A 22,193-nucleotide genomic window follows, 5' to 3' on the forward strand; every position below is an offset into this window, starting at 1 on the left:
CGCGAGCTATAAGGTGCACAGTGTATCCAGGCTTTCAACCACCATATCCGGCCCGGCCTCACGAATGTCACTACCGTAGTTGTAACCGTATGGCACGGCAATGACAGGCATATTAGCAGCGCGAGCGGCGCTCACATCATTCACCGAATCGCCAACCATGATCGTGTTCTCGACGGCCACACCCAGGCGCTCGCAGGCAACCCAAAGTGGCTCAGGTGCCGGCTTTTTCGTGGGCAGACTGTCGCCACCCAGCACCACCGGCATCATCTCACTCCAACCAAAATGATGAACGATTTTGACAGCAAAGCGCTCGGGCTTATTGGTCACACAGGCAAGCTTTACACCCGCCACATGCCACGCTTTCAGCGCTGCCTCTACGCCGGGATAAGCCACCGTATGATCTGCACAACAGGCTTCATAGCACTCGAAGAATACCGGCAATAGAGCGTCGAGCTCCGCATCATCGGCAGTGCCTTTTGTATGGCTCAAGGCGCGTTCAAGCAATTTGCGGGCGCCGTTACCGACCCAGCCGCGCACCAACGCCTCACCCGCTGCAGGCAAGCCCGCCTGGCGAAGGGTCTGATCCACAGCGCTGGCCAGATCCGGCACACTGTCAATCAGTGTGCCATCGAGATCAAACAGCAAGGCCTCAGGCTGACGCCCAAGCAGATCACGCAATTGCATCAGATCGAGGCCAGCTGCTGGCGCATGTCATCAATCACAGTTTTATAGTCGTCCGCATTAAAAATGGCCGACCCGGCGACAAAGGTGTCAGCGCCTGCGGCGGCGATCTCGGCAATGTTCTTGGCTGAAATACCGCCGTCCACTTCCAGACGGATATCAAAGCCGCTGTCGTCGATCAAACGACGAACTTCGCGTACCTTGTCGATAGTTGACGGAATAAATTTCTGTCCGCCAAAGCCGGGGTTGACCGACATCAGCAGAATCATGTCCAGCCGATCCATCACATAGCGCAGGCAATCCGGCGTCACCGCGGGGTTCAGCACTAGCCCGGCCTTACAACCGGCGTCGCGAATCATCTGCAGGGAGCGGTCAACATGCACCGACGCATCCGGGTGAAAGGTAATATAGCTGGCGCCCGCGTCGGCAAACATACCGATCAAGGCATCGACCGGCTGTACCATCAGGTGCACGTCGATCGGCGCCGTAACCCCATGATCGCGCAACGCTTTGCACACCATCGGGCCAATAGTGAGATTGGGCACGTAGTGATTGTCCATGACATCGAAATGTACGACATCAGCACCAGCAGCAAGCACGTTGTCCACCTCTTCACCCAGACGGGCAAAGTCAGCAGACAAAATGGAGGGGGCAATCCAGTAATCAGACATGAACACAACTCGCGCAACAATTTTAGAGCGCGTAGTTTACCGGCTTGCGGTTTTAAGGGCTATTGGCTGTGCGCGGGATATTCAGGTAGCAGGCACCGCCGCCTGACTGACCCGGTTGTCCAACTCCTGCAGGCGTTCGGGCGTTCCCACATCAACCCAGTCTCCACTAAAGTGCTCCGCAGTAACGCCGCGACGCTCTATGGCCTTGACCAGAAAGGGCTTCAGGGGCTGACAGCCGGGAGCAGATTCCGCAAACAACTCCGGGTTGATTACAGCGATACCGGCGTAGGTAAGTGGTCGGGTACCCGCCAACGCAAGGTGCTCGCCATCGAGGAAGAAGTCCCCCTTTTCATTGTGCTCCGGGTTGTCCACCATAACCAGATGAGCGGCCTCGGGACGGCGCGCCAGCAATGTTTCAACCGGGAAATCACACCAGACATCACCATTGACCAGCAAAAATGGCTCGTCGCCCAACAGCGGCAAGGCATTGATCATGCCGCCAGCTGTGTCCAACAACTCCGTTTCGCGAGAATAGGACACACGAAGACCATAGGCCGAACCGTCGCCAATATGGGCTTCGATCTGCTCGCCCAGCCAGTAATGGTTCACCACCACCTCTGAAATGCCGGCGAGAGCAAGACGCTCAAGGTGGTAGTCGATGAGTGGTTTATTATTAACTTTCAGCAGCGGCTTGGGTCGAACCGTAGTAAGTGGGCGCATTCGCTTACCCAGACCGGCTGCCAGTATCATCGCTTTCATAATCGCGGCTCCAGAAGCTCCTGATAAGGCTCCAGTTCGTTATAGCGATACAGCACATCACGAACATAGTCCGAAAATCGCGGGACGAGTGAAAGATACCCTGTTTTGCCGTCCCGATAAGCCAGCCTTGCAAAAATACCGATGATTTTCAAATTGCGCTGCAGCCCCATCCAATCGCACCAGCGCCGCCAAGTGTCGCGGGGCACGTCGGGAGCAACGCGCAGCCGAAACGCCTCCATCCACTCCTCCAACTGCGGTCGCGGCCAGGTGATATAGCGATCGAGCAGGATAGACATCAAGTCGTAGGTAATCGGGCCCAGGACCGCGTCCTGAAAATCAATAACCCCCGGGGCCTTTCCAGCCATCTCCATCAGGTTGCAGGAGTGAAAATCCCGGTGCACGAATACCGCCGGCTGGGCGTTGGCATTGTCGATAAGCTGCCCACACAACTGTTGCCAGAGCATCTGCTCGGCGGCCGTAAATTCCTGTTTGGTATGTACTGCCAGATGCCATTGCGGGAACAGATCCAGCTCTTGCTGCAAACGGCCTTCGTCGTACTGGGGAAGTCTTGCTGTGTCAACGAGTGTCAGCTTTTCCAGCACCGGCAGGATTTCTGCCATCACCTGGCTACCGGGGCGCTGCTCAAACGCAGACTTGTAAAGCGTATCGCCGAGATCTTCCAGGAGAATCCAGCCTCGCTGGAGGTTGTGGGCAAGAATACGGGGAGCGTGGATGCCGACATGTTGCAAACGCCCGGCAATATCGAGAAACGGAGCACTGTCCTCTTTGTCCGGCGGCGCATCCATGACGATAACGGAAGGCTGCTGCTCCGGACGCAGCCGGAAGTAGCGACGAAAACTGGCATCGCCAGCCACGGGAAGCAATTCGCCCAATGCCGATTCAGGCAAACAAAGCTCCGCAGCACACCATTGCCGCAAATTGTTGAGCATGTTTATCTCCTTGCAGGCGCGCATCCTATCAAAGAATCCATTATCATCCACCTGCATTTAACTTTGTCGAATAAGCCTAACGCCTTTGAAAGCTTTGAAATTCCTCAAACTGGCACTGACTGCACCGCTGCTTCTGCCCCTTGCTGCAAACGCCCAGACCGCCTGTGTCGCACCCTCTGGTGCGTTGAACAATTGGCACTGGTACAGCGCCGAGCAGTTGCAAGAAGTGTCCTCCTGCTCGCCAAAAACTGGCTGTGACGGGCGCTATGTGGCCCCCGCCCGCACCTGGCCGGGTGCCGAGCTGGCACCGGACAAAGCGCCCGTTCACGGCAGCGCCGATCGCACCCGTATGGAGGGCTCGAAAGTAGAGCTTTACGGCGACGTGATAATCCATAAAGGCCAGCTGAGTTTACAGGCGGGCAACGCCAGCTTTGACCGGGATAGCGAAGAGTTCCTGCTTGATGACAGTGTCGCCATTATCCTGCCCGAGATGATGCTCACAGGCGAGCGCGCCAAGATTAATGGCGCCGATGGCACGGGCTTGATCGAGCGGGCCAGATTTGTCGCCTTCAAATCTGGCGTGCGCGCCAAAGCAAAGCGGATTAAACGCCCAACGCCTCAGGAACTGGAGCTCAGGGACGCTTTTTATACTCAATGCCCTCCGGATTCAGAGGCATGGATGTTGGAAGCGGACAATATTCATCTGGATTATGCAACCGGCCGGGGCGTGTCTCGAGGGACCGTGTTAAAGGTCAAAGGCGTGCCTGTATTCTACTCCCCGTGGCTCGACTTCCCGGTGGACGATCGCAGGGCGACCGGGTTGCTATGGCCAGGATTCGCCAGCAGCGACGGCGGTCTCGACGTGTCGATTCCGTATTATTTCAATCTGGCACCCAATTACGACCTCACATTAACACCGCGTTTTCTGGAAGAACGCGGTGACATGCTGGAGGCCGAGGGACGCTACCTGAACCGCTGGAGCGAGTGGCAGCTTTCCACCGCCTACCTGAAAGACGACAAGCAGGCAGAAATTGACCGTTGGCTGATCGGGATCAGCGAATTTGGCTCATTGAACGAACACTGGTCCACCGCAATTGCGTTTAACCGAATCAGCGACGTGGAATATTTCGAAGATCTCAGCGTTGCCTCGCTAAACGTTCGCCGCGCCACCTATCTCGACCAGTCTGCCCAAGTTAATTACCAGAGCGAGCGCTGGCGCTCCAAGGTGATAGTTCAGCAGTATCAGGAATTGGCCGGGCTCGCCGATACCTACCGCAAAATGCCTGAGTGGTCATTGGAGTATCTGCCGGTAGTGCGCAATCTGCGTCCACAACCGATATTTCTGGCCAACGTGACGGCCTTCGACCATGAAGACAATCTGGAAGACGGCGGCCTGTTTATTACCGGTGTGCGCAGTTATCTCGAGGCTGGCGTCCGCCTCCCCTATATTGGTCGTGCCGGACATATTATCGGCACCTTTAAAAGCCGCCACCTAAGCTATCAACTGGACGATGGTGTGGTCGACACGTCACCTGAAGTAACCGCCGCCATGGCCAGCCTCGACGCCGCACTGGTATTTGAGCGCGACGCAGGAAGCTTCCGCCAGACACTGGAACCCAGACTCTTCTATCTTTACAACGGCTACGAAGCTGGCCAGGAAGCTCAACCGCTGTTTGATACCAGCCTGCGCACCTTCGACTACCACCAACTGTTCCGCGACTCACGCTTTACCGGTTATGACCGGCTAGACGATGTGCGACAGCTGGCCGTGGGCCTGTCATCGTCTTTTTATGACAAGAATACAGGCCGGGAGCGGCTGACACTGGGCATTGGTCAGGCATTCTATTTCGAAGATCGTCAGGTCACCCTGCCCGAGACCGTTGTGGCCGGCACAGCCACCACCGACCCGACCCTGCTCAAAAGCAGCATTATCATTCCCGGCACCACCAGCTACCGTCATCCGGGCAATGCCACCGCCACCGCTGGCGGCTCGGCCGCGCGCCGCAAGGAAAACAGTTCTGACGTCGCCACCCACGCACAGTGGCAGGCGAACGACCGCCACTGGTTCTCAGCCGATGCCGTATTTGATCGAGACGATGCGCGGGTCAATCAGGCCCACCTGGGCTGGCACTATCGCGGCAACGCTCAGACCCTGTACAATTTCGGTTACACCCAGCGCCGCATGACCATCGTAAATGCTGATGACCAGCCTGAACTCAAACAACTGGACGCCTCAGCAAGTCTGCCGCTGGGGCGACAATGGCACCTGTTTGCCCGCTGGCAATATGATCTGCAGATGGATCGAACACTGGAAGGCCTGTTTGGTATTGCCTACGAAAGTTGCTGCTGGACAGTGAGAACACTTTATCAGCGTGCCTTGGAACCAGATCACACAGCCCTGTCTAATGACCTGGAAAATGATAGAGCCATTTTGCTGGAGTTTCAGCTGAAAGGCCTCGGCGGACTGGGCGACAAGCTCACCGGCGTATTGGAAGAGAGTATTTTTGGTTACCGCGATGAATAAAATGACCCTGAAACGCCTGTTCGGCCTGCTTACGGTGTGCCTACTGCCACTGACCGCCACTGCCGACGTAGAAATTCTCGACGAGATTGTCGCCATTGTGGACGACAACATCATTTTGCGCAGTGAGCTGGAGGACCGCCTTGCCCAGGTGCGCGCCAACATCGCCCAGTCCGGACAGGATATTCCGGAAGAGCGGGTGCGTCGCGAAGTGATGGACATGATGATCCTGGAAAACATCCAGATGCAAATGGCCGACCGTGTTGGACTGCGTATCAACGATGAGCAGCTCAGCGCCGCCATGGCGCGCATTGCGGCTCAGAACAACATGAATCTGGAGCAGTTTCGCGAAGCGCTGAACGCCTCCGGCACCTCCTACGCCGCCGCCCGGGAGCAGATTCGCCGGGAAATGGTGCTGCAGCAGGTGCAGCGTGGCAACGTAAATCAGCGTATCCAGATCACCGACCAAGAGATCGCAAACTACTTGGAATCTGAAGAGGGCCGCAAACGCACCGCCCCCGAATACCACTTCGCCCACATTCTGGTTGCGCTGCCGAGTGATGCCACCAGCGCCCAGAAGAACAAGGCGCGCAAGCAGGCGGATCAACTCTATCAGGCCATCAAGAGCGGCAAGAACGTCGACGCACTGCTGAAAGCCGACAATGTGCGCGCCAGTGATCTGGGATGGCGCAAACAGCCTGACCTGCCCAGTCTATTTGCCGCTCAGGCAAGCCTCGTACAGGACGGTGAAGTGCTGGAGCCGCTGGAAAGTGCCAGTGGTTTCCATATTGTACGGCTGTTGGAAAGTCGCGGTCACAACGAGGTGATTGCACAAACCCGAGCCCGCCATATCCTGCTGAAATCTTCTGCTATTCGCAGTGAGAAAGACACAGAAAAACTTGCCGCCAGCCTGCGCCAGCGCGCCCAGAAAGGCGAATCATTCCATGAACTGGCCAAATCCTTTTCTGAAGATATAGGCTCCGCTCAGGAAGGCGGTGATCTGGGCTGGACCAGCCCCGGCCAGCTGGTTCCCGAGTTCCAGGAAGCCATGGAATCTACCGAAATTGGCAATATCAGCAAGCCGTTCAAGTCCCGTTACGGCTGGCATATCGTTAAGGTTGAAGATCGTCGCATGCAGGACGTGACCATGGATCTGCGTCGCAATATGGCCCGCAACATTCTTCACGAGCGCAAGTTTGAAGAAGAGCTGGACATCTGGTTGCGCAAAATTCGCGACGAAGCATACGTGGATATCAAGTAATCGCGATGATCCCGCGCATCCTCCTGACACCCGGAGAGCCTGCGGGTATCGGGCCCGACATCGTGCTGGCGATGGCCGCTGACGCCTGGCCCGTTGAACTGATTGCGGTAGCCGACCCCGAGTTACTGCAGCAGCGCGCAGCGCAGCTAAAGCTCACGTTAACGCTGGAACAGGCGGATTTATCCCGACCTCCGGCGCCGTCACCGGCAGGCCACCTCAAGGTTCTACCCGTTGCGCTAAACACCCCCGTCACGCCAGGCCAGCTCGACACCCGCAATGCCGCCTATGTGCTGGAAACCCTGCGAGTTGCCACCGATGCCTGTCGCGATGGTACTGCTCAGGCGCTGGTTACGGCGCCGGTGCAGAAATCTGTGATCAATGACGCTGGAATAGCCTTCAGCGGACATACAGAGTTTCTGGCTGAGCGCTGCGGCGTTGAAAAAGTGGTGATGATGCTGGCAACCGGAGACTTCCGGGTGGCGCTGGCGACCACGCACCTTCCCTTGCGTGCCGTGGCCGATGCCATCACCCCGCAAAGCCTGCAGCAGGTGCTGCAGATTACACACCAAAGCCTTGAGCGCCAATTTGGCCTGCCTGCACCGCGCATTCTGGTGCTTGGCCTAAACCCCCACGCCGGGGAAGGCGGCCACCTTGGCCGTGAGGAAATCGACGTGATCATTCCCGTCATTGCCGCACTGCGGCAACAGGGCTTGAATTTAAGCGATCCACTGCCGGCAGATACAGCGTTCACCCCCAAACATCTGGAGCAGGCTGATGCGGTACTGGCGATGTATCACGATCAGGGCTTGCCCGTACTTAAATACCAGGGTTTCGGCAAGGCCGTGAATATCACGCTTGGCCTGCCTATCATTCGTACCAGCGTCGATCACGGCACAGCGCTGGATATGGCTGCCAGCGGTCGCGCCGATTGCGGCAGCCTCAGGGAAGCTATCAGGCAAGCCGTCCACATGGTACAGCAAACACTCCTATGACAGAACATCGAGCCCGCAAACGCTTCGGGCAAAACTTCCTTTGTGATACCGGCATCATCGACCGCATTATTCGGGCTATAGGCCCCCAACCAGGGCAAGCACTGGTGGAAATCGGGCCAGGCCAGGGCGCCCTGACCCGCCATCTCGCCGACAGCGGCGTGGATTTAACGCTGGTAGAGCTGGATCGCGATCTGATTCCCATTCTTCAAGGGCAGTTCGCCGGTAACCCGAAGGTCACGCTGATTCAGGCCGACGCGCTAAAAACGGACTTCAGCGCTTTCTATCCAGACTCCAGACTACGGGTCGTGGGTAACCTGCCTTACAATATTTCCACCCCGTTGATCTTCCACCTGCTGGCACAGCATGAACGTGTGCAAGATATGCATTTCATGCTGCAAAAGGAAGTGGTAGACCGACTCGCCGCAGCCCCCAACAGCAAGGCCTATGGGCGGCTCAGCGTTATGACTCAGTACTACTGTCAGGTGGAGTCGCTGTTTGAGGTGCCACCAGAGGCTTTTAGCCCCCGTCCCAAAGTAACCTCTGCCGTGGTAAAATTGACTCCGTTCGAACAGTTGCCCCACCCGGCCAGAGATGCAGGCCTGTTGCAGCGTTTGGTAAGGGATGCTTTCAACCAGCGCCGCAAGACCCTGCGCAATGCATTGAAGCAGCTCGCCACCCCTGAGCAGATTGAAGCGGCGGGCGTTGACCCCGGTGCGCGGCCAGAAACGCTGACCTTGCGCGACTATGTGCAACTGGCGAATACACTGCCTCCGGCAGAACCAGCCCCCGCAAAATGAGGATATATGGAACAGAAACCCAACGAGCAGGTTGATATTCAGGTAGCCACGCAGTATCTGGCCGACGAATCCACCCCGGAAGACAACCGCTATGCGTTTGCCTATACCATTACCATTACCAACAGCGGTAATGAAGCGGTTCGCCTGCTCAACCGGCACTGGATCATCACCAACGGCCGCAACCGCATATCCGAAGTGCGCGGGGAAGGCGTTGTCGGCAAACAGCCCCTGATCGAGCCGGGCAAGAGTTTCAGCTATACCTCTGGCGCGGTCATCGAGACAGCAGTCGGTACCATGGAAGGCAGCTACGAAATGATCAGCGAATCTGGCCGCCCCTTTATTGCACCCGTCACAGCCTTTTCGCTGGTAGAACCCTCCTCCCTTCACTGACCATGACCCGTTACGCTGTCGGAGACCTGCAGGGTTGCCTGAGCCCGCTTCAATGCCTGCTGGACGACGTCGGCTTCGAGCCAGCTAAGGATGAATTGTGGCTGGTTGGCGACCTGGTGAATCGCGGACCGGATTCACTGGCGGTACTGGACTATCTATACCCGATGCGCGATTCGCTGCGCATTGTGCTGGGCAATCACGACCTGCACACACTTGCATTGGCGCGCGGCGCCACAAAGCAGGGGCTGCACGCCAGCCTGGCAGACTTGCTCGCATCCGAGCGCCTGACTCGCTATATGGATTGGTTTCGCACGCTGCCACTGTGCGTGCGCAGCGATTGCGGTCGCTACGTGATGAGTCACGCAGGTATTCCGCCTCTGTGGTCTACCGACGAAGCGCTGGGCTACAGCGACGAAGTGAGCAGTGCACTTCGAGACGACACCCTGGTTGATACCTTTCTGAGCAATATGTACGGCGATGAACCATCGCGCTGGTCAGATGATCTAACCGGCCTGCCCCGCCTTCGAACAATCACAAATTACTTTACGCGAATGCGTATTTGCTCCGAGGACGGCACGCTGGCGCTGAGCTTCAAGGGCCGGGTTGAAGAAATACCCTCGGGCTTTGCGCCCTGGTTTACCTGGCCGGCAGAGCGCATGGAAACGCAGATATTCGGGCACTGGGCCGCGCTGGAGGGAAAAACCGGCAACCCCCAGTACCTTGCACTGGACACAGGTTGCGTTTGGGGCCGGGAAATGACCTTATTCAATATGGACAGCGGTGCATTCCACCGCTGTTTGTGCGCAGCTACAAACGCCAGTTGAATTGCAGCGAAAACTCCAACTTGTCCATTTCATCCCAGTTAGTGTGGTCAGTGCGCAATTGGATTGCATACCAATGCTTACGCAATGCTACACCGATGGCTTTTGCTTCAAGATCGTAATCCAGGTGCAGATTGCCCAGCGCCAGATCACGCTCTAGACCAAGTCGCGGGAACAGGTAGCGATCAATCGCAAATAGCTCGCCCCGCAGTCGCCACTGCGACCAGTACTGATAACCTGCAGAGAGCGTCACACGGCGGGGAAATCGCTGTATTTCATTCCGATAACGTTCCTCACCGGAAAGGGCCGGTACCGACCTCAGGCGTCCGTTCTCGTCGTAGCTAATACGATTGGTGGTGGCTACCGCCCGGGTATACGTGACATCGTCAAAGCGAATCAAGCTCAACAGGTCACGACTACTGAAACCAAATTGCAACTTGTCGTTCACCTGCCATTGAAGCTCAAGATCAAGGGTTGCCCCCTTGCCATCTACCTGCTCTCGCGGTCGATTGAGAAAGGTGTCTTCGGTGTAACTGTAATCCAGGTACAAGTCGGCTGAGAAATCGTCGTCCCGCGTGATAACACTGCCACTCAACTCGCCGTAGGTCGTCTCCCAGGCCTCCACGTAACTGACCTTAACCTGCCCCGTCCAATCATTGTGGACAGAAAATCGATAGGCCGTAGCAAGCCCCCGTGAGCGCAGATGGTTGGCAGACAGATCAATATCATAGTGCGCCTCACCGCGAGCGGTAGCGTTGTTTTTTTTAAGGTAAGCCAGCGCGACCGTGTCGTCATTAAACTCGACAAAATAATCGTAGCGGACAAAAACAGCGGCAGCCCAATCACCGCGCGAAACGCCCACCTCCAGCTGGTTGTGGGTATAAGCGAAATCGCCCGAGCGAACGGGTGCGCCTTCCAAGTCGTGCAACATCTGCTCAATCGGCGCGGCATCGCTGTAGGTATCAGAGCTTAAAACAGAATAGACCCCCATTCCGTCTAGATAGTCAGACCAGGCGAGGGAACTGGCCGTAATGAGCAGCATCAAGACCAAACCGCTCGAATAGTATTTTTTCAACAAGGTTATCTCTCAAACAAATTAAAAGGGGGAGGCGCCTGCCTCCCCCTGTTTAACGACTAACGCGTATCTTACATCGCAGATTCAAAAGTGCCGTCGGTGTAGCGCTCGATCGCGGCACCAGACTCTTCGTTGATAGTAGCGTACTCCACCCCGTTTTGCGTGATGTTGCCGGAGACCTGCGTGGAACCTTCGCTTTCGGTCTCAGTCAACGTCATAACCACATTGTTGTGGTTACTAACGGTCGCGCTATTACCACCACTATAATCGAGAGCCAGCAGACTGCCGCCGTATTCCAAATCTATATCCAGTTTTCCAGCTTGCAAGCTTGTACGTGTCGCGTTCACTTGTACCGAAACATCGTCCGCAGACTCCGCCAGATCAACACTGAACAACAACGTCAGCGCAGCATCGGCGAAACTTTCCTCGGTTTCATTTCGGACACAATCCTCATCGTCTTTAACGACCATCCAGCGCTGTTGCTCATACGACCAAGTGCACGTTTCACTGAAGTTACCGCCCTGTACCCCGAAAGACGCAGTAAGCGACTCTCCATTCGAATCCTCGAAGTTGCCAGAGAACAGGAAACTCACATCATTGAAAGACAGTGAATCAGAATCCTCACTTGAATAGGTGCTGTTCTGAAAGTCGGCTTCTTCAGATCGAGTCTCGTCGAACGCAAATTGGTCGAGATCAATCTCCATGCGACCTTCAAAACTCACGGTAGGCGCACCCGGTTCACTGGGCTCCAATTGAGTCAGCTTGATGACCAAATCAGCATTTAAATCAACCTGCCCCTGATCACGATTGTTTTCGCTAAAGCCTTCGTCAGTACCGGACTCAACACGACCACCCTCTCGGCGATAGTCAAAATCGGCGGTACCGATAAATTTCGACTCGTCGGTTACCGCTATCGCTACCTTATCTGTAGATGCACTGCCTGAGACGACAAGATCAAGGTTGCCGTCAAAGGTTTCTTCGTATGGGTCTTGCGACGCGCTCTCGGTTTCGGAAATCGACGTTCCATCTACGGCGGTAAACGCAACGACCACGTCAACCGGGTTATCGGTACCGTCGTCGGTCTCATCAATACTTAGTGTGGTTTCAGCAATGGTGTAGGTTACTTTACCTTCACTCTCAGTCATCGAGACCGTCAAGCCGTCGGCAACAAAACTGTTTGGCTCCTGCCCATCTTCTGCGTTGTTTCGCGCTTCCCATGCTTCGGCAATCGCGCCGAGTGCGCGCCCCAAACCTACAGCTGCCGCAGGTGTATCACCTTTAATCGACTCAGCTGCGAGTTCTACTTGGTTGGCAAAAGCTTGCTGGTTTACCGACAATCCCGCTACCGCAGCCAGATCACGAATCTGCTTGACCATACCTTTTGTTGCCTGCAAACCTTCAGAGCCAACGTCTGACGGGGCCTCACCCTGCTTGACCTCTGTCGAGCCATTGGTCCGCTTGTCGCTTTCCTTGGTTTTCAGTTCGTTTTCAGACTGACTGAGTTCTTCCTTATCAGATTCGACACCTTCAACCTTTTTGACTTCTTCAATCAATTCAATGGCGGATGCCAGAATTTCCTGCAGAGTGAGCTTCTCGCTTTCTGTATCTTCCTTATCTGCCAGCCCATCATCGGTGACATACTGCTCGACAAACGCTGTCAGCGCCGCCTCAACCGACTGGCCTGAACTGCCCTTACGCATGGCTTGCACAATACCCGCAGCTTTCAGGTTGTAGTCCAAATCGTCGGCGCCAGCGGCATTGACCGATTCAGCGTCGGTGATATCAACTACAGGCAAAGAGGTAATATCGCCCTTGATACCCAGCAGGTTTTTGACTTGCGCATTGGCAACAGCAGCAGCATCCGACGCGGACGCACCGGCTTGAATGCGCTTCAACGCCAGACTGGCACCCATTTGGGTAATCGGAGTGATATTGAGCGAGACAGAAGTGCCAGACGCTTTAGGCAGCACCGCCGACAAGCTAAAATTGCTGGCCAGTACGTAGTCCTGCCCAAACACGACGGTATTACCTTCTTTATCGGTACCACAAGTCGCCAGGTCACAGCGCATCAGCGTGCCGTCTTTCGCCGTGATTTCAACCAGTATTGGAGAGCCTTCAACGTAACTGCCGTTGAGAGTGAGGGTGTACTTCCCCTTGGCATCAGTTTCGGTTTCGCTGGCAACCTTGTCACCTTTCGTCCCGTCGGCATTGATCGCGTAGGCGTTGACGAGACCACCAATAACAATCCCCTTCGAGCCGGTACCATTGAGGTTTGTAACTGCCGGCTGGGCGGCAGCAGGCGCCCCGCCAGAGCTGGAGCCACCGCCGGAACACCCCACCATAGTAGCCAAGGCCAACGCCAGCGGCGCAAGTTTCAATACTGATTTTGAATGCATGATCTAGTCCTATTTTGCTTCTTTTACATTCACAGAGTTGCTAGCACCGGCACGGTAGTGTGACGCAGCCTGCAAATCCGGAATTCCCCCTCAATGGCGCCTGTTGCTTGCGCACAGACGTCCAAAAAAACAGATGACGGTCTTCGTTTATTTAATTGACTCCGCGGATCGGCGATACTCGGGGCCGCGAGCAACCGCCGAGCAGAGTATTTGGTTATGGAGCGTAGAATTGCAGAGTTCTCACAAGGATTCCATTATTTATTCAAAATTTTTTATTACAAAAGCCTTTCATTTGTAATGTTCCTACAGGTTTTCAGATATGCAGTTCAATGAAAAAACCTATCAAGTCGGCGGTGCCGTCCGCGATATGCTCCTCGACCGGCCGGTCCAAGAAATTGACTGGGTGGTCGTCGGTGCCACCCCCCAAGCCATGCTGGACCAGGGTTTCCAGCAGGTAGGCAAGGATTTCCCCGTGTTTCTGCACCCGGAAACACACGAGGAATATGCGTTGGCACGGACCGAGCGAAAACAGGGGTCCGGCTACTACGGCTTCGAAGTCTATGCCGCCCCCGATGTGACACTGGAAGAAGACCTGCAGCGACGGGATTTGACCATCAACGCCATGGCAATGGATAACCACGGGCATATCATTGACCCATACGGTGGTCAGGCGGATCTGAAAAATCGCATATTGCGCCATGTATCGCCCGCCTTTGCCGAGGACCCGCTGCGCGTGCTGCGCACCGCGCGATTTGCAGCGCGCTACCACTACCTCGGCTTCGAAATCGCAAGCGAAACACTGGCGCTGATGCGCACGTTAAGCGACAGCGGAGAACTCAAAACCCTGGCAAAAGAACGCGTCTGGCAGGAACTGCAAAAAGGTTTGATGGAAGCATCACCCCACATCATGCTGATCGTGTTACGCGATTGTGGCGCGCTGGAAGCGCTGTTCCCTGATTGGCTCCACCATCTCGACGCCGACAATCTGGAAGCGCTGGCACGCTCCCATGACGCACAGCTAGGAATTGAAGCGCGCTTTGCCGCAGCAACCCGATCAATGTCGACGCAGGCCATTAAAATACTCGGCCATGCCTGCTCAGCGCCAAAGAACGTCTGCCAACTGGCCGAGTTGTACACGCGCATCAAACCTTTACCGGCAGCAACTGCAACTGCTGACACACTGCTGACAGTTCTGGAAAAGTGCGATGTATTGCGACGTCCAGAGTTATTGCGGACGCTCTGCCAGGTAGAAACGCTTTTCACTCAGCAATCCTATGATCATCTGAGCGAAGCCATTGCCATTATGCAAAGCGTTGACAGTCGCCCCTTTCTGGAACAGGGTTTGACTGGAAAGGAGCTCGGTGAAGCAATGCGTAGCGAACGCCTGGCTCGCTTAAAACAACAACAGGAATAACCATGAATCACCCCTCACCCGTGGCACTGGTAACCGGTGGTGCCCAACGTATCGGTCGGGCAATCTGCGATACCTTGCATGATCGCGGCTTTCGTATACTAATCCACTATCGCCGCTCTGCCGACGCAGCAATAAAGCTTGCCGAAGAACTCAACAGCAAACGGACCAATTCTGCCGCAACACTCTGCGCAGATTTTGCAGCACCCGGCGGTATTATTAGTCTGGCGCACGCTGCCAGCGCGCACTATGGTCGCATCGACACTCTGATCAATAACGCATCAGATTTTTACCCCACACCCGTGGGCACGATTAGCGAAGCAGATTTCGACGCCCTGTTCGCCAGCAATCTCAAAGCACCACTGTTTCTGTCACAGGCGTTGGCCCCCACGCTGAAAGCGAGCGGCGGCTGCATCGTGAATATGGTGGATATCTACGCCCAACGCCCGCTGCACGACCACACGGTGTACTGCTGCGCCAAAGCCGGTTTGCAGATGCTGACCCAATCACTGGCGCAGGCGCTCGCCCCGGAAGTACGGGTCAATGGGGTTGCGCCGGGCGCCATCTTAATGCCCGCAGAACAATCAGACTTTTCGGCTCAGGAAGCCAAAAACATTGAGGAAAAGGTGCCCTTGGCACGCATTGGAGAACCAAAGGATATCGCGAGAACCATTGCGTTTCTGGTGTGCGATGCGCCCTACGTTACCGGTCAAATCATCGCCGTGGATGGCGGGCGGACACTGTCACAGTAAAATGCGGGCCAGCGCATTATCGAGCCCGTGGTAAGGCTCCAGTCGCTGACGGTTTTGCGCTGCCATCGCACGCCATAACTCACCGTAGGCTTGCCCCGACACTGGGTGACAGGACTGAGGAGCGATATCTGCAAGGGGTTGCAGCACAAAGGCATTGAACAATACTTCCGCGCGCGGCAACACAACCCCGTCAACCTCTCCTACAGTTTCCCCGTAGAGCAGGATGTCCAGATCCAAAGAGCGCGAGCTGAATTTGGGAGCATCGTTAGCGCGGCCATGGCATCGCTCGATATCACGCAGCCGTTGACTCAACTCGCCTACTGTAAGCACCGTACTAAAACCCACAACAAGGTTGAGGAAGTCGTCGCCTTCAAAGCCCACCGCCGCACTGCTATAAAGGGGTGAAAGGCGCAAATGCCCAAACTGCTCGTGCAGCGTTTTAATTCCACTGAGGATATTCTCCTCGCGGTTAATGTTGCTACCTACGCCGATAAAAACGTCAGTCATCGCGCTGCCGGACAATCTCTACGCTGACAGTTCGCGCACTGGGCACGGCCTCCGGTTTGCTGACCCGAAAGGTGACGGTCTGCACCGCGAACTCCGCCAGCACCAGCGCTGCACACCTTTCGGCCAGGGTTTCTATCAAGTGAAACTTCTCTAACTGAATATAGTGAGTGAGCCGCTCCGACACCGCCGCATAATCCACGGTATGAGACAGGTCCTCAGTTGCAGCCGCTGCCTTAATATCTACCGACAAATCCAGATCCAGCAGTAATAGCTGAGGAATGCGGCGCTCCCACGGGTGAACACCAATAATTGCCCTAACCCGAAGCTCCCGAATCAGGATTTTGTCGCCCGTCGGCGCGCTCATTTAGCCGCCTCCACCGCATCAAGCTCAGTCATCGGCCAGCGCGGCCGCACCGTAACCTTCAGATCGTCGCTAAGGCCCGCCGCCAAGCGACAGTACCCGGCATAGGCGATCATCGCGCCGTTATCGGTACAAAAGGCCGGCCGCGGGTAGAACACCCGCCCCCGGAGTTTGCTCATTTCATCTGACAGCGCGGCGCGTAACTGCCGATTTGCACTGACGCCGCCCGCAATCACCAGCTGGTTCAGCCCCTCCTGCTTCAGGGCTCGGCGACATTTAATAACCAGCGTACCAATTACCGCCGCCTGAAAGGCAGCGGCAATATCGGCCTTATCCTGGTCAGTCAGACCCGATTCGGCCCTGCACGCAGCCACCGTGTTCAACGTGAAGGTCTTAAGGCCGCTGAAGCTGAAATCAAGACCGGGCCGGTTGACCATAGGGCGCGGAAAATCAAACCGTTCCGCGTTCCCCTGATCAGCAAGCGCCGCCAGCTTGGGGCCACCAGGGTAACCGAGTTCCATCATTTTGGCCGCCTTATCGAAGGCTTCACCCGCCGCATCGTCCAGCGATTCACCCAGCAATTGGTAACGGCCCACGCCATCCACCCGCACCAGCTGGGTATGTCCGCCGGAAACCAGCAATGCAATAAAAGGAAAATCGGGGCGATCGGCTTCCAGCATTGGCGCGAGCAGATGCCCTTCCATATGGTGAACACCCAGCGCCGGCACACCCCAGCCATAGGCCAACGAGCGACCGAAACAGGCCCCCACCATCAACGCGCCGGCCAGTCCCGGGCCCTGAGTGAACGCGATTGCGTCAATATCTGAAGACTGACAGCCCGCTTCACGCATGACTTCACGCACCAGCGGCGCGAGCTTTCGCACATGATCGCGCGAGGCCAGTTCCGGTACTACCCCGCCAAATTCCTCGTGCAGACTGACCTGAGAATACAATGCATGGGCCAATAAGCCTTTTTCAGCGTCGTACAGGGCCACCCCTGTCTCGTCGCAGGAGCTTTCAATTCCCAAAACCCGTTGTACCGTCACCGGCATCTCCAACTGCTTTTCGTCACTGGCAATTGCCAATATTTACGCAGATTGCCCTATTTGCGCGCATCTTACTGGCTCATGAGGCAGAGAACCAGCCAAGTTCCAGTTTTCGCTTTGCTTTTTGGGCTTTGTGCGTTTAGAATTCCCGGCCCTTGGGAACTCGTCATTTTGTTTTTGGCGGGTAGCTGAAAGAATTATCCGGATAGGTACTGTGAATGCCTTTTGTTAAAGTCAAAGAAAACGAACCATTTGATATCGCCCTGCGACGTTTTAAGCGCTCCTGTGAGAAAGCTGGCGTCCTGGCAGAAGTCCGTCGTCGTGAGTTTTACGAAAAGCCCACGTCGGTACGCAAGCGCAAGGCTGCGGCAGCGGTAAAACGCCACGCCAAGAAAGTCAGCCGCGAGATGAAAAAACAGCAGCGCCTGTACTGATACCCTCCTGACGATGGCAGACAACCAGCTCAAAGCCACGATTACCGAGGCGATGAAAGTGGCCATGAAGGCCAAAGACAAAGAGCGCCTGTCTGCCATCCGGCTGATCCTTGCCGATTTCAAGCGTATTGAGGTTGACGAGCGCATCGAAGTTGATGATGCGCGCGGCCTCGCTGTACTTGACAAAATGTGCAAGCAACGCCGCGACTCAATCAAGCAGTATACCGACGCGGGACGCCAGGAACTGGCCGACAAAGAACAGGCCGAAATTGATGTTATTCAGTCATTTTTGCCGCAACCGCTGACCGATACCGAGCTAGACACCCTGATTGACCAAGCCGTGGCAGAATCCGGCGCTGACTCCATCAAGGGCATGGGCCAGGTGATGGCCATTCTCAAACCGCAAATTCAAGGCCGCGCCGACGTAGGCCAGGTCAGCCAGCGGGTCAAAGCCCGACTGCAGTAACCCCCTACTTTGCAAAACATTGCAAAAAGTCCTCCACCGCGAATAGACCTTCGGGGAAGACCTGCCACTGTGCTATTCTCCCTGTCACTCCATAAAACACATCCCCGGGCAGTATGGCAGGCCTGATTCCACAACATTTCATTGATGAACTTCTGGCGCGCATCGACATTGTCGAGGTGATCGATCGCCGCGTGCCTCTGCGAAAAACCGGGCAAAATTATTCCGCCCTCTGCCCCTTCCACGACGAAAAGACGCCCTCATTCAGCGTCAACCCGGACAAACAGTTCTATTACTGCTTTGGCTGCGGAGCCGGCGGCAATGCCATTGGCTTCCTCATGGAATATGAGCGCCAAGATTTTCCACAGGCGGTGGACACATTGGCCATGGTGGCCGGCCTGGAAGTGCCGAAGGAGCGCACTGAAAAGCCCGAAAAAGTGGCGCGCCGCAAAGACCTGCACGGCCTTATGGAGCAGGCCGCCCGCTTCTACCAGAAACAACTGAAGGAACACCGCGACAGCCAGCGTGCAAAAGACTACCTCGTCAAACGCGGCCTGTCGGGCGAAATCGCTAAAGCCTTCCAGATCGGCTTTGCCCCCCCAGGCTGGGACAACCTGATGAAGGCCCTGGCAAGCGACGACAGCACACGCCAGCTGCTGATAGACGCCGGCATGCTGATCAGCAGCGACGACAAATGCTACGATCGATTTCGCGATCGCATCATGTTTCCGATTCTCGACAACCGAGGACAGGTCGTCGCCTTTGGCGGACGAGTTCTGGGCGATGACAAACCCAAATACCTGAATTCCCCGGAAACGGATATCTTCCACAAGGGCAAAGAGCTCTACGGCCTGTATCAGGCGCGCAAAACCGTGCGCAACCTGGAACGCCTAGTCATTGTGGAGGGCTATATGGATGTGGTCGCCCTGGCCCAGCACGGCATTCACTACGCCGTAGCCACGCTCGGTACCGCCACCAGCGAAGACCACCTGCGGAAAGTTTTCCGCTATTGCCCTGAAGTCGTGTTCTGCTTCGACGGCGACGAAGCTGGCCGCAAGGCCGCCCGGCGAGCCATGGAGACCGTGCTTCCGCTGATGGAAGACGGCCGCCAGGCACGCTTTCTGTTTATGCCAGAAGGCGAAGATCCGGACACACAGGTCAGAACGATTGGCACCACCCGCTTTGAGAACCTGATTCTCAATGCCACGCCGCTGGAAACCCATTTTTTCGACGCGCTGGGTGCCGGGCTCAATATCGATTCGCTCGAGGGCAAAGCGCGGCTCAGCAAGCTCGCCGCCCCACTCATTCAGCGCTTGCCAGCAGGTGTATACCGTGAGTTGATGCTCGGTGACCTGGCCAAGCGTACCGGCCTCACCGCCACCGCACTGCAAAATGTGCTCGAACACAATCCGCCGGCAGAAGCAGAACCTCCGCCACGCCAGGAGCCGAGACAAAAGCCACCTACCCCTTCACTGCCGGAGAGCAAGCGTGACACACTGCTGTATATGATCAGCCTGCTGCTGTTGCATCCGGCCAGCGCCAACGCTCTGTTCGACGAAGCCCTGCCGGCACTGAACAATCCCTACCAGAAAACCCTTGAAAGCGTGCTCGCACTGCTGCGAAAACGCCCTGAAAGCAGTACAGCAATGCTTCTCGGCCACTGGCAAGGGCAACCGGAAGGCGAAGTCCTGACCCGCGCTCTCAGCCTGGAAAAACCCAATTATGATGCCGAAAAAGCCGCACTGGCACTCAAAGAATGCCTCAGCCACCTGCACAAACAACAGCACCAGTCTGAGCTGCGGCTGACAGTCGACAAACTACGCAATGCGAACTACGCTGAGCTTAGCGAAGACGACAAGCAAAAATTACGCGAAATGCTGCAAAGAAAAGCTCACGGAGATTGAACTTACCAGCCATACCCCTCATCAGAGAAAGTGACCGTCGCCACTGGTGGCCGAAGGGGCCCATCAGGTATAATGCGCGGCTATTTGCCCTGGGCCAGACCCTGTGCTTTTCAGCAGCTTATTTTGGGCTGAAAATTGCATGTCGACTCATGGCTCAGAAAGATACCACGAGCACCGAGGACTAATGAGTACATCTCAGCGACAATCCAGACTCAAGCACCTGATTGCCAAAGGCAAAGAACAGGGCTACATCACCTATGCCGAAGTGAATGATCACCTGCCGGAAGATATCTCAGATCCGGATCAGGTTGAAGAAATTATTCAGATGATCAACGACATGGGTATCCAGGTGTTCGAAAACGCACCCGACGCCGACACCCTGTTGATGGCTGGCAGCGACTCCCCGGACGATATCGCCGCCGCTGAAGCCGCCGCTGCGCTCGCTGCCGTGGAATCCGAAGCCGGACGCACAACCGACCCTGTGCGCATGTATATGCGTGAAATGGGTACGGTCGAGCTGCTGACGCGTGAAGGCGAAATCGTTATCGCCAAACGCATCGAAGAAGGCATTCGAGAAGTGATGTCAGCGCTGGCTTACTTCCCCGGCACCGTGGAACGCATTCTCGAAGATTACGACAAGGTCGCGCTTGAAGAGCGTCGCCTGGGCGATATTATCAGCGGCTACCTTGATCCCGCTGACGACGTGCCAACACCGGCCGAAGTTGCCGCTGCAAACGCCGCTAACAACGATGATGACGACGAAGGCGGCGACTCAGGCCCCGACCCCGAAGAAGCCGCTCGTCGCTTTGGCGAAATTCGCAAACACATGGAAGGTGTCAACAAGTCGGTCGCCAAACATGGTCGCTACAGCAAGCAGACAGCGAAAGAGCTGGCCAAACTGGCAGAGGCATTCAAATACCTCAAGCTTACCCCGGCACTGTTTGAGCCACTGACTGAAGCCGTTCGCAGCACACTGAGCGACATCCGTGTGCTTGAGCGCGAAATCATGCGCCTGTGCGTCATGACCGGCAAAATGGATCGCAAAACATTTATTCGCGACTTCCAGGGCAACGAAACCAATACCGATTGGATCAAGACCCACTTCAAAGCCCACCCTGCATTAGAGCAAGTGAGCGAAGACGTTATCCGCCTGCAAAAGAAGATTTCACTGGTAGAGGCCGGTTACGACCTGACCATCGCCGACATCAAGGAAATCAACCGCCGCATGTCCATTGGTGAGGCCCGTGCCCGCCGCGCCAAAAAGGAAATGGTAGAGGCCAACCTGCGACTGGTTATCTCCATCGCCAAGAAGTACACCAACCGCGGCCTGCAATTCCTCGACCTGATCCAGGAAGGCAACATCGGCCTGATGAAAGCGGTCGACAAATTCGAGTACCGCCGCGGCTACAAATTCTCCACCTACGCGACCTGGTGGATACGTCAGGCCATCACCCGCTCCATTGCGGATCAGGCCCGCACCATCCGTATTCCGGTGCACATGATTGAAACCATCAACAAGCTCAATCGTATCTCTCGCCAAATGCTGCAGGAAATGGGGCGCGAACCCACTCCCGAAGAGCTTGGTGAGCGCATGGAAATGCCCGAAGACAAAGTGCGCAAGGTACTGAAAATCGCCAAAGAGCCCATCTCCATGGAAACTCCCATCGGCGATGACGAAGATTCACATCTGGGCGATTTTATCGAAGACACCACCATCTCCTCACCGGTGGACTCCGCAACAGGCGAAGGCCTGCGTGAATCTACCCGTGACGTGCTGGCAGGCCTGACTGCGCGGGAAGCCAAAGTACTGAGAATGCGCTTTGGTATCGACATGAACACTGACCATACCCTGGAAGAAGTGGGCAAGCAGTTTGATGTTACCCGTGAACGCATTCGCCAGATAGAAGCCAAAGCGCTGCGCAAACTGCGCCATCCCACGCGCTCTGATCACCTGCGAAGCTTTCTGGACGAGTAGCGCGACAGCTGCAACGGCACATACAA

At 56.0% G+C, this 22,193-nt stretch carries 21 protein-coding genes; 12 read left to right on the forward strand and 9 right to left on the reverse strand.

Features of this window, described 5'->3' with window-relative positions; genetic code table 11:
- Positions 1-6: 6 nt before the first annotated feature.
- The 4 genes from AC222A_RS06940 to AC222A_RS06955 form a co-directional block, all read right to left on the reverse strand.
- A complete protein-coding gene (locus AC222A_RS06940) occupies positions 7-684 on the reverse strand; it encodes a phosphoglycolate phosphatase (RefSeq protein WP_372810112.1) in 678 nt (225 codons plus the stop codon).
- Positions 684-1,352, reverse strand: coding sequence for a ribulose-phosphate 3-epimerase (gene rpe / locus AC222A_RS06945; RefSeq protein ID WP_372748836.1), 669 nt, complete (start codon positions 1,350-1,352; stop codon positions 684-686). The genes AC222A_RS06940 and rpe overlap by 1 nt, the downstream gene beginning before the upstream one ends.
- Before the next feature lie 81 nt (positions 1,353-1,433).
- The gene (murU, locus tag AC222A_RS06950; RefSeq protein ID WP_486774785.1) at positions 1,434-2,111 is read right to left on the reverse strand and encodes an N-acetylmuramate alpha-1-phosphate uridylyltransferase MurU; all 678 of its coding nucleotides are present in this window, start codon (positions 2,109-2,111) and stop codon (positions 1,434-1,436) included.
- Entirely contained in the window at positions 2,108-3,061 is a 954-nt protein-coding gene (locus AC222A_RS06955; protein WP_372759041.1) for an aminoglycoside phosphotransferase family protein, read from the reverse strand. Before AC222A_RS06955 ends, murU begins: the two co-directional genes overlap by 4 nt.
- Before the next feature lie 85 nt (positions 3,062-3,146).
- On the opposite strand from AC222A_RS06955, the gene AC222A_RS06960 reads away from it, so the two are divergent.
- The 6 genes from AC222A_RS06960 to AC222A_RS06985 are packed head-to-tail and all read left to right on the forward strand — an operon-like array spanning position 3,147 to position 9,846.
- Positions 3,147-5,585, forward strand: a complete 2,439-nt coding sequence (locus tag AC222A_RS06960; RefSeq protein ID WP_372748839.1) for an LPS-assembly protein LptD — start codon at positions 3,147-3,149, stop codon at positions 5,583-5,585.
- Positions 5,578-6,843 carry a peptidylprolyl isomerase gene (locus AC222A_RS06965; RefSeq protein WP_372763830.1) on the forward strand — a complete coding sequence of 422 codons (1,266 nt, stop codon included), beginning with the start codon at positions 5,578-5,580 and terminating at the stop codon, positions 6,841-6,843. Before AC222A_RS06960 ends, AC222A_RS06965 begins: the two co-directional genes overlap by 8 nt.
- A 5-nt stretch (positions 6,844-6,848) precedes the next feature.
- The gene (gene pdxA / locus AC222A_RS06970; protein ID WP_486774786.1) at positions 6,849-7,835 is read left to right on the forward strand and encodes a 4-hydroxythreonine-4-phosphate dehydrogenase PdxA; all 987 of its coding nucleotides are present in this window, start codon (positions 6,849-6,851) and stop codon (positions 7,833-7,835) included.
- Complete coding sequence (rsmA, locus tag AC222A_RS06975; RefSeq protein WP_486774787.1) at positions 7,832-8,632, forward strand: 16S rRNA (adenine(1518)-N(6)/adenine(1519)-N(6))-dimethyltransferase RsmA; 801 nt, start codon at positions 7,832-7,834, stop codon at positions 8,630-8,632. The genes pdxA and rsmA overlap by 4 nt, the downstream gene beginning before the upstream one ends.
- Positions 8,633-8,638: 6 nt before the next feature.
- Positions 8,639-9,022 (forward strand): Co2+/Mg2+ efflux protein ApaG, encoded by a 384-nt coding sequence (apaG, locus tag AC222A_RS06980; protein WP_372749105.1) that lies wholly within the window; start codon positions 8,639-8,641, stop codon positions 9,020-9,022.
- Between the two features lie 2 nt (positions 9,023-9,024).
- A complete protein-coding gene (locus tag AC222A_RS06985) occupies positions 9,025-9,846 on the forward strand; it encodes a symmetrical bis(5'-nucleosyl)-tetraphosphatase (protein ID WP_372759210.1) in 822 nt (273 codons plus the stop codon).
- Here AC222A_RS06985 and AC222A_RS06990 read toward each other — a convergent pair.
- Both AC222A_RS06990 and AC222A_RS06995 read right to left on the reverse strand, forming a co-directional pair.
- Positions 9,830-10,918 carry a hypothetical protein gene (locus AC222A_RS06990; protein ID WP_486774788.1) on the reverse strand — a complete coding sequence of 363 codons (1,089 nt, stop codon included), beginning with the start codon at positions 10,916-10,918 and terminating at the stop codon, positions 9,830-9,832. The genes AC222A_RS06985 and AC222A_RS06990 overlap by 17 nt on opposite strands.
- A gap of 71 nt (positions 10,919-10,989) precedes the next feature.
- Complete coding sequence (locus tag AC222A_RS06995) at positions 10,990-13,314, reverse strand: hypothetical protein (protein ID WP_486774789.1); 2,325 nt, start codon at positions 13,312-13,314, stop codon at positions 10,990-10,992.
- A gap of 319 nt (positions 13,315-13,633) precedes the next feature.
- Between AC222A_RS06995 and AC222A_RS07000 the strand changes: the two genes are divergently transcribed.
- Positions 13,634-14,728, forward strand: a complete 1,095-nt coding sequence (locus tag AC222A_RS07000; protein ID WP_372797096.1) for a tRNA nucleotidyltransferase/poly(A) polymerase-related protein — start codon at positions 13,634-13,636, stop codon at positions 14,726-14,728.
- 2 nt (positions 14,729-14,730) lie between these two features.
- The gene (locus tag AC222A_RS07005) at positions 14,731-15,477 is read left to right on the forward strand and encodes a pteridine reductase (protein ID WP_486774790.1); all 747 of its coding nucleotides are present in this window, start codon (positions 14,731-14,733) and stop codon (positions 15,475-15,477) included.
- Here the strand turns inward: AC222A_RS07005 and folK are convergent.
- The 3 genes from folK to tsaD are packed head-to-tail and all read right to left on the reverse strand — an operon-like array spanning position 15,469 to position 17,397.
- Positions 15,469-15,984, reverse strand: coding sequence for a 2-amino-4-hydroxy-6-hydroxymethyldihydropteridine diphosphokinase (folK, locus tag AC222A_RS07010; RefSeq protein WP_486774791.1), 516 nt, complete (start codon positions 15,982-15,984; stop codon positions 15,469-15,471). The genes AC222A_RS07005 and folK overlap by 9 nt on opposite strands.
- Entirely contained in the window at positions 15,977-16,348 is a 372-nt protein-coding gene (gene folB, locus AC222A_RS07015) for a dihydroneopterin aldolase (RefSeq protein ID WP_372809941.1), read from the reverse strand. The genes folK and folB overlap by 8 nt, the downstream gene beginning before the upstream one ends.
- Complete coding sequence (gene tsaD, locus AC222A_RS07020; protein WP_372749019.1) at positions 16,345-17,397, reverse strand: tRNA (adenosine(37)-N6)-threonylcarbamoyltransferase complex transferase subunit TsaD; 1,053 nt, start codon at positions 17,395-17,397, stop codon at positions 16,345-16,347. The genes folB and tsaD overlap by 4 nt, the downstream gene beginning before the upstream one ends.
- A 212-nt stretch (positions 17,398-17,609) precedes the next feature.
- Between tsaD and rpsU the strand changes: the two genes are divergently transcribed.
- The 4 genes from rpsU to rpoD all read left to right on the forward strand — a co-directional run bounded on the left by rpsU (position 17,610) and on the right by rpoD (position 22,167).
- Complete coding sequence (gene rpsU, locus AC222A_RS07025; protein WP_372749014.1) at positions 17,610-17,825, forward strand: 30S ribosomal protein S21; 216 nt, start codon at positions 17,610-17,612, stop codon at positions 17,823-17,825.
- A gap of 13 nt (positions 17,826-17,838) precedes the next feature.
- Positions 17,839-18,291 carry a GatB/YqeY domain-containing protein gene (locus AC222A_RS07030; RefSeq protein ID WP_372749013.1) on the forward strand — a complete coding sequence of 151 codons (453 nt, stop codon included), beginning with the start codon at positions 17,839-17,841 and terminating at the stop codon, positions 18,289-18,291.
- A 113-nt stretch (positions 18,292-18,404) separates the two neighbouring features.
- A complete protein-coding gene (gene dnaG, locus AC222A_RS07035; RefSeq protein ID WP_486774792.1) occupies positions 18,405-20,192 on the forward strand; it encodes a DNA primase in 1,788 nt (595 codons plus the stop codon).
- Positions 20,193-20,376: 184 nt separating this feature from the next.
- A complete protein-coding gene (gene rpoD, locus AC222A_RS07040; protein WP_372764382.1) occupies positions 20,377-22,167 on the forward strand; it encodes an RNA polymerase sigma factor RpoD in 1,791 nt (596 codons plus the stop codon).
- Positions 22,168-22,193: the final 26 nt, after the last annotated feature.

This window comes from Litorivivens sp., from assembly GCF_057445395.1.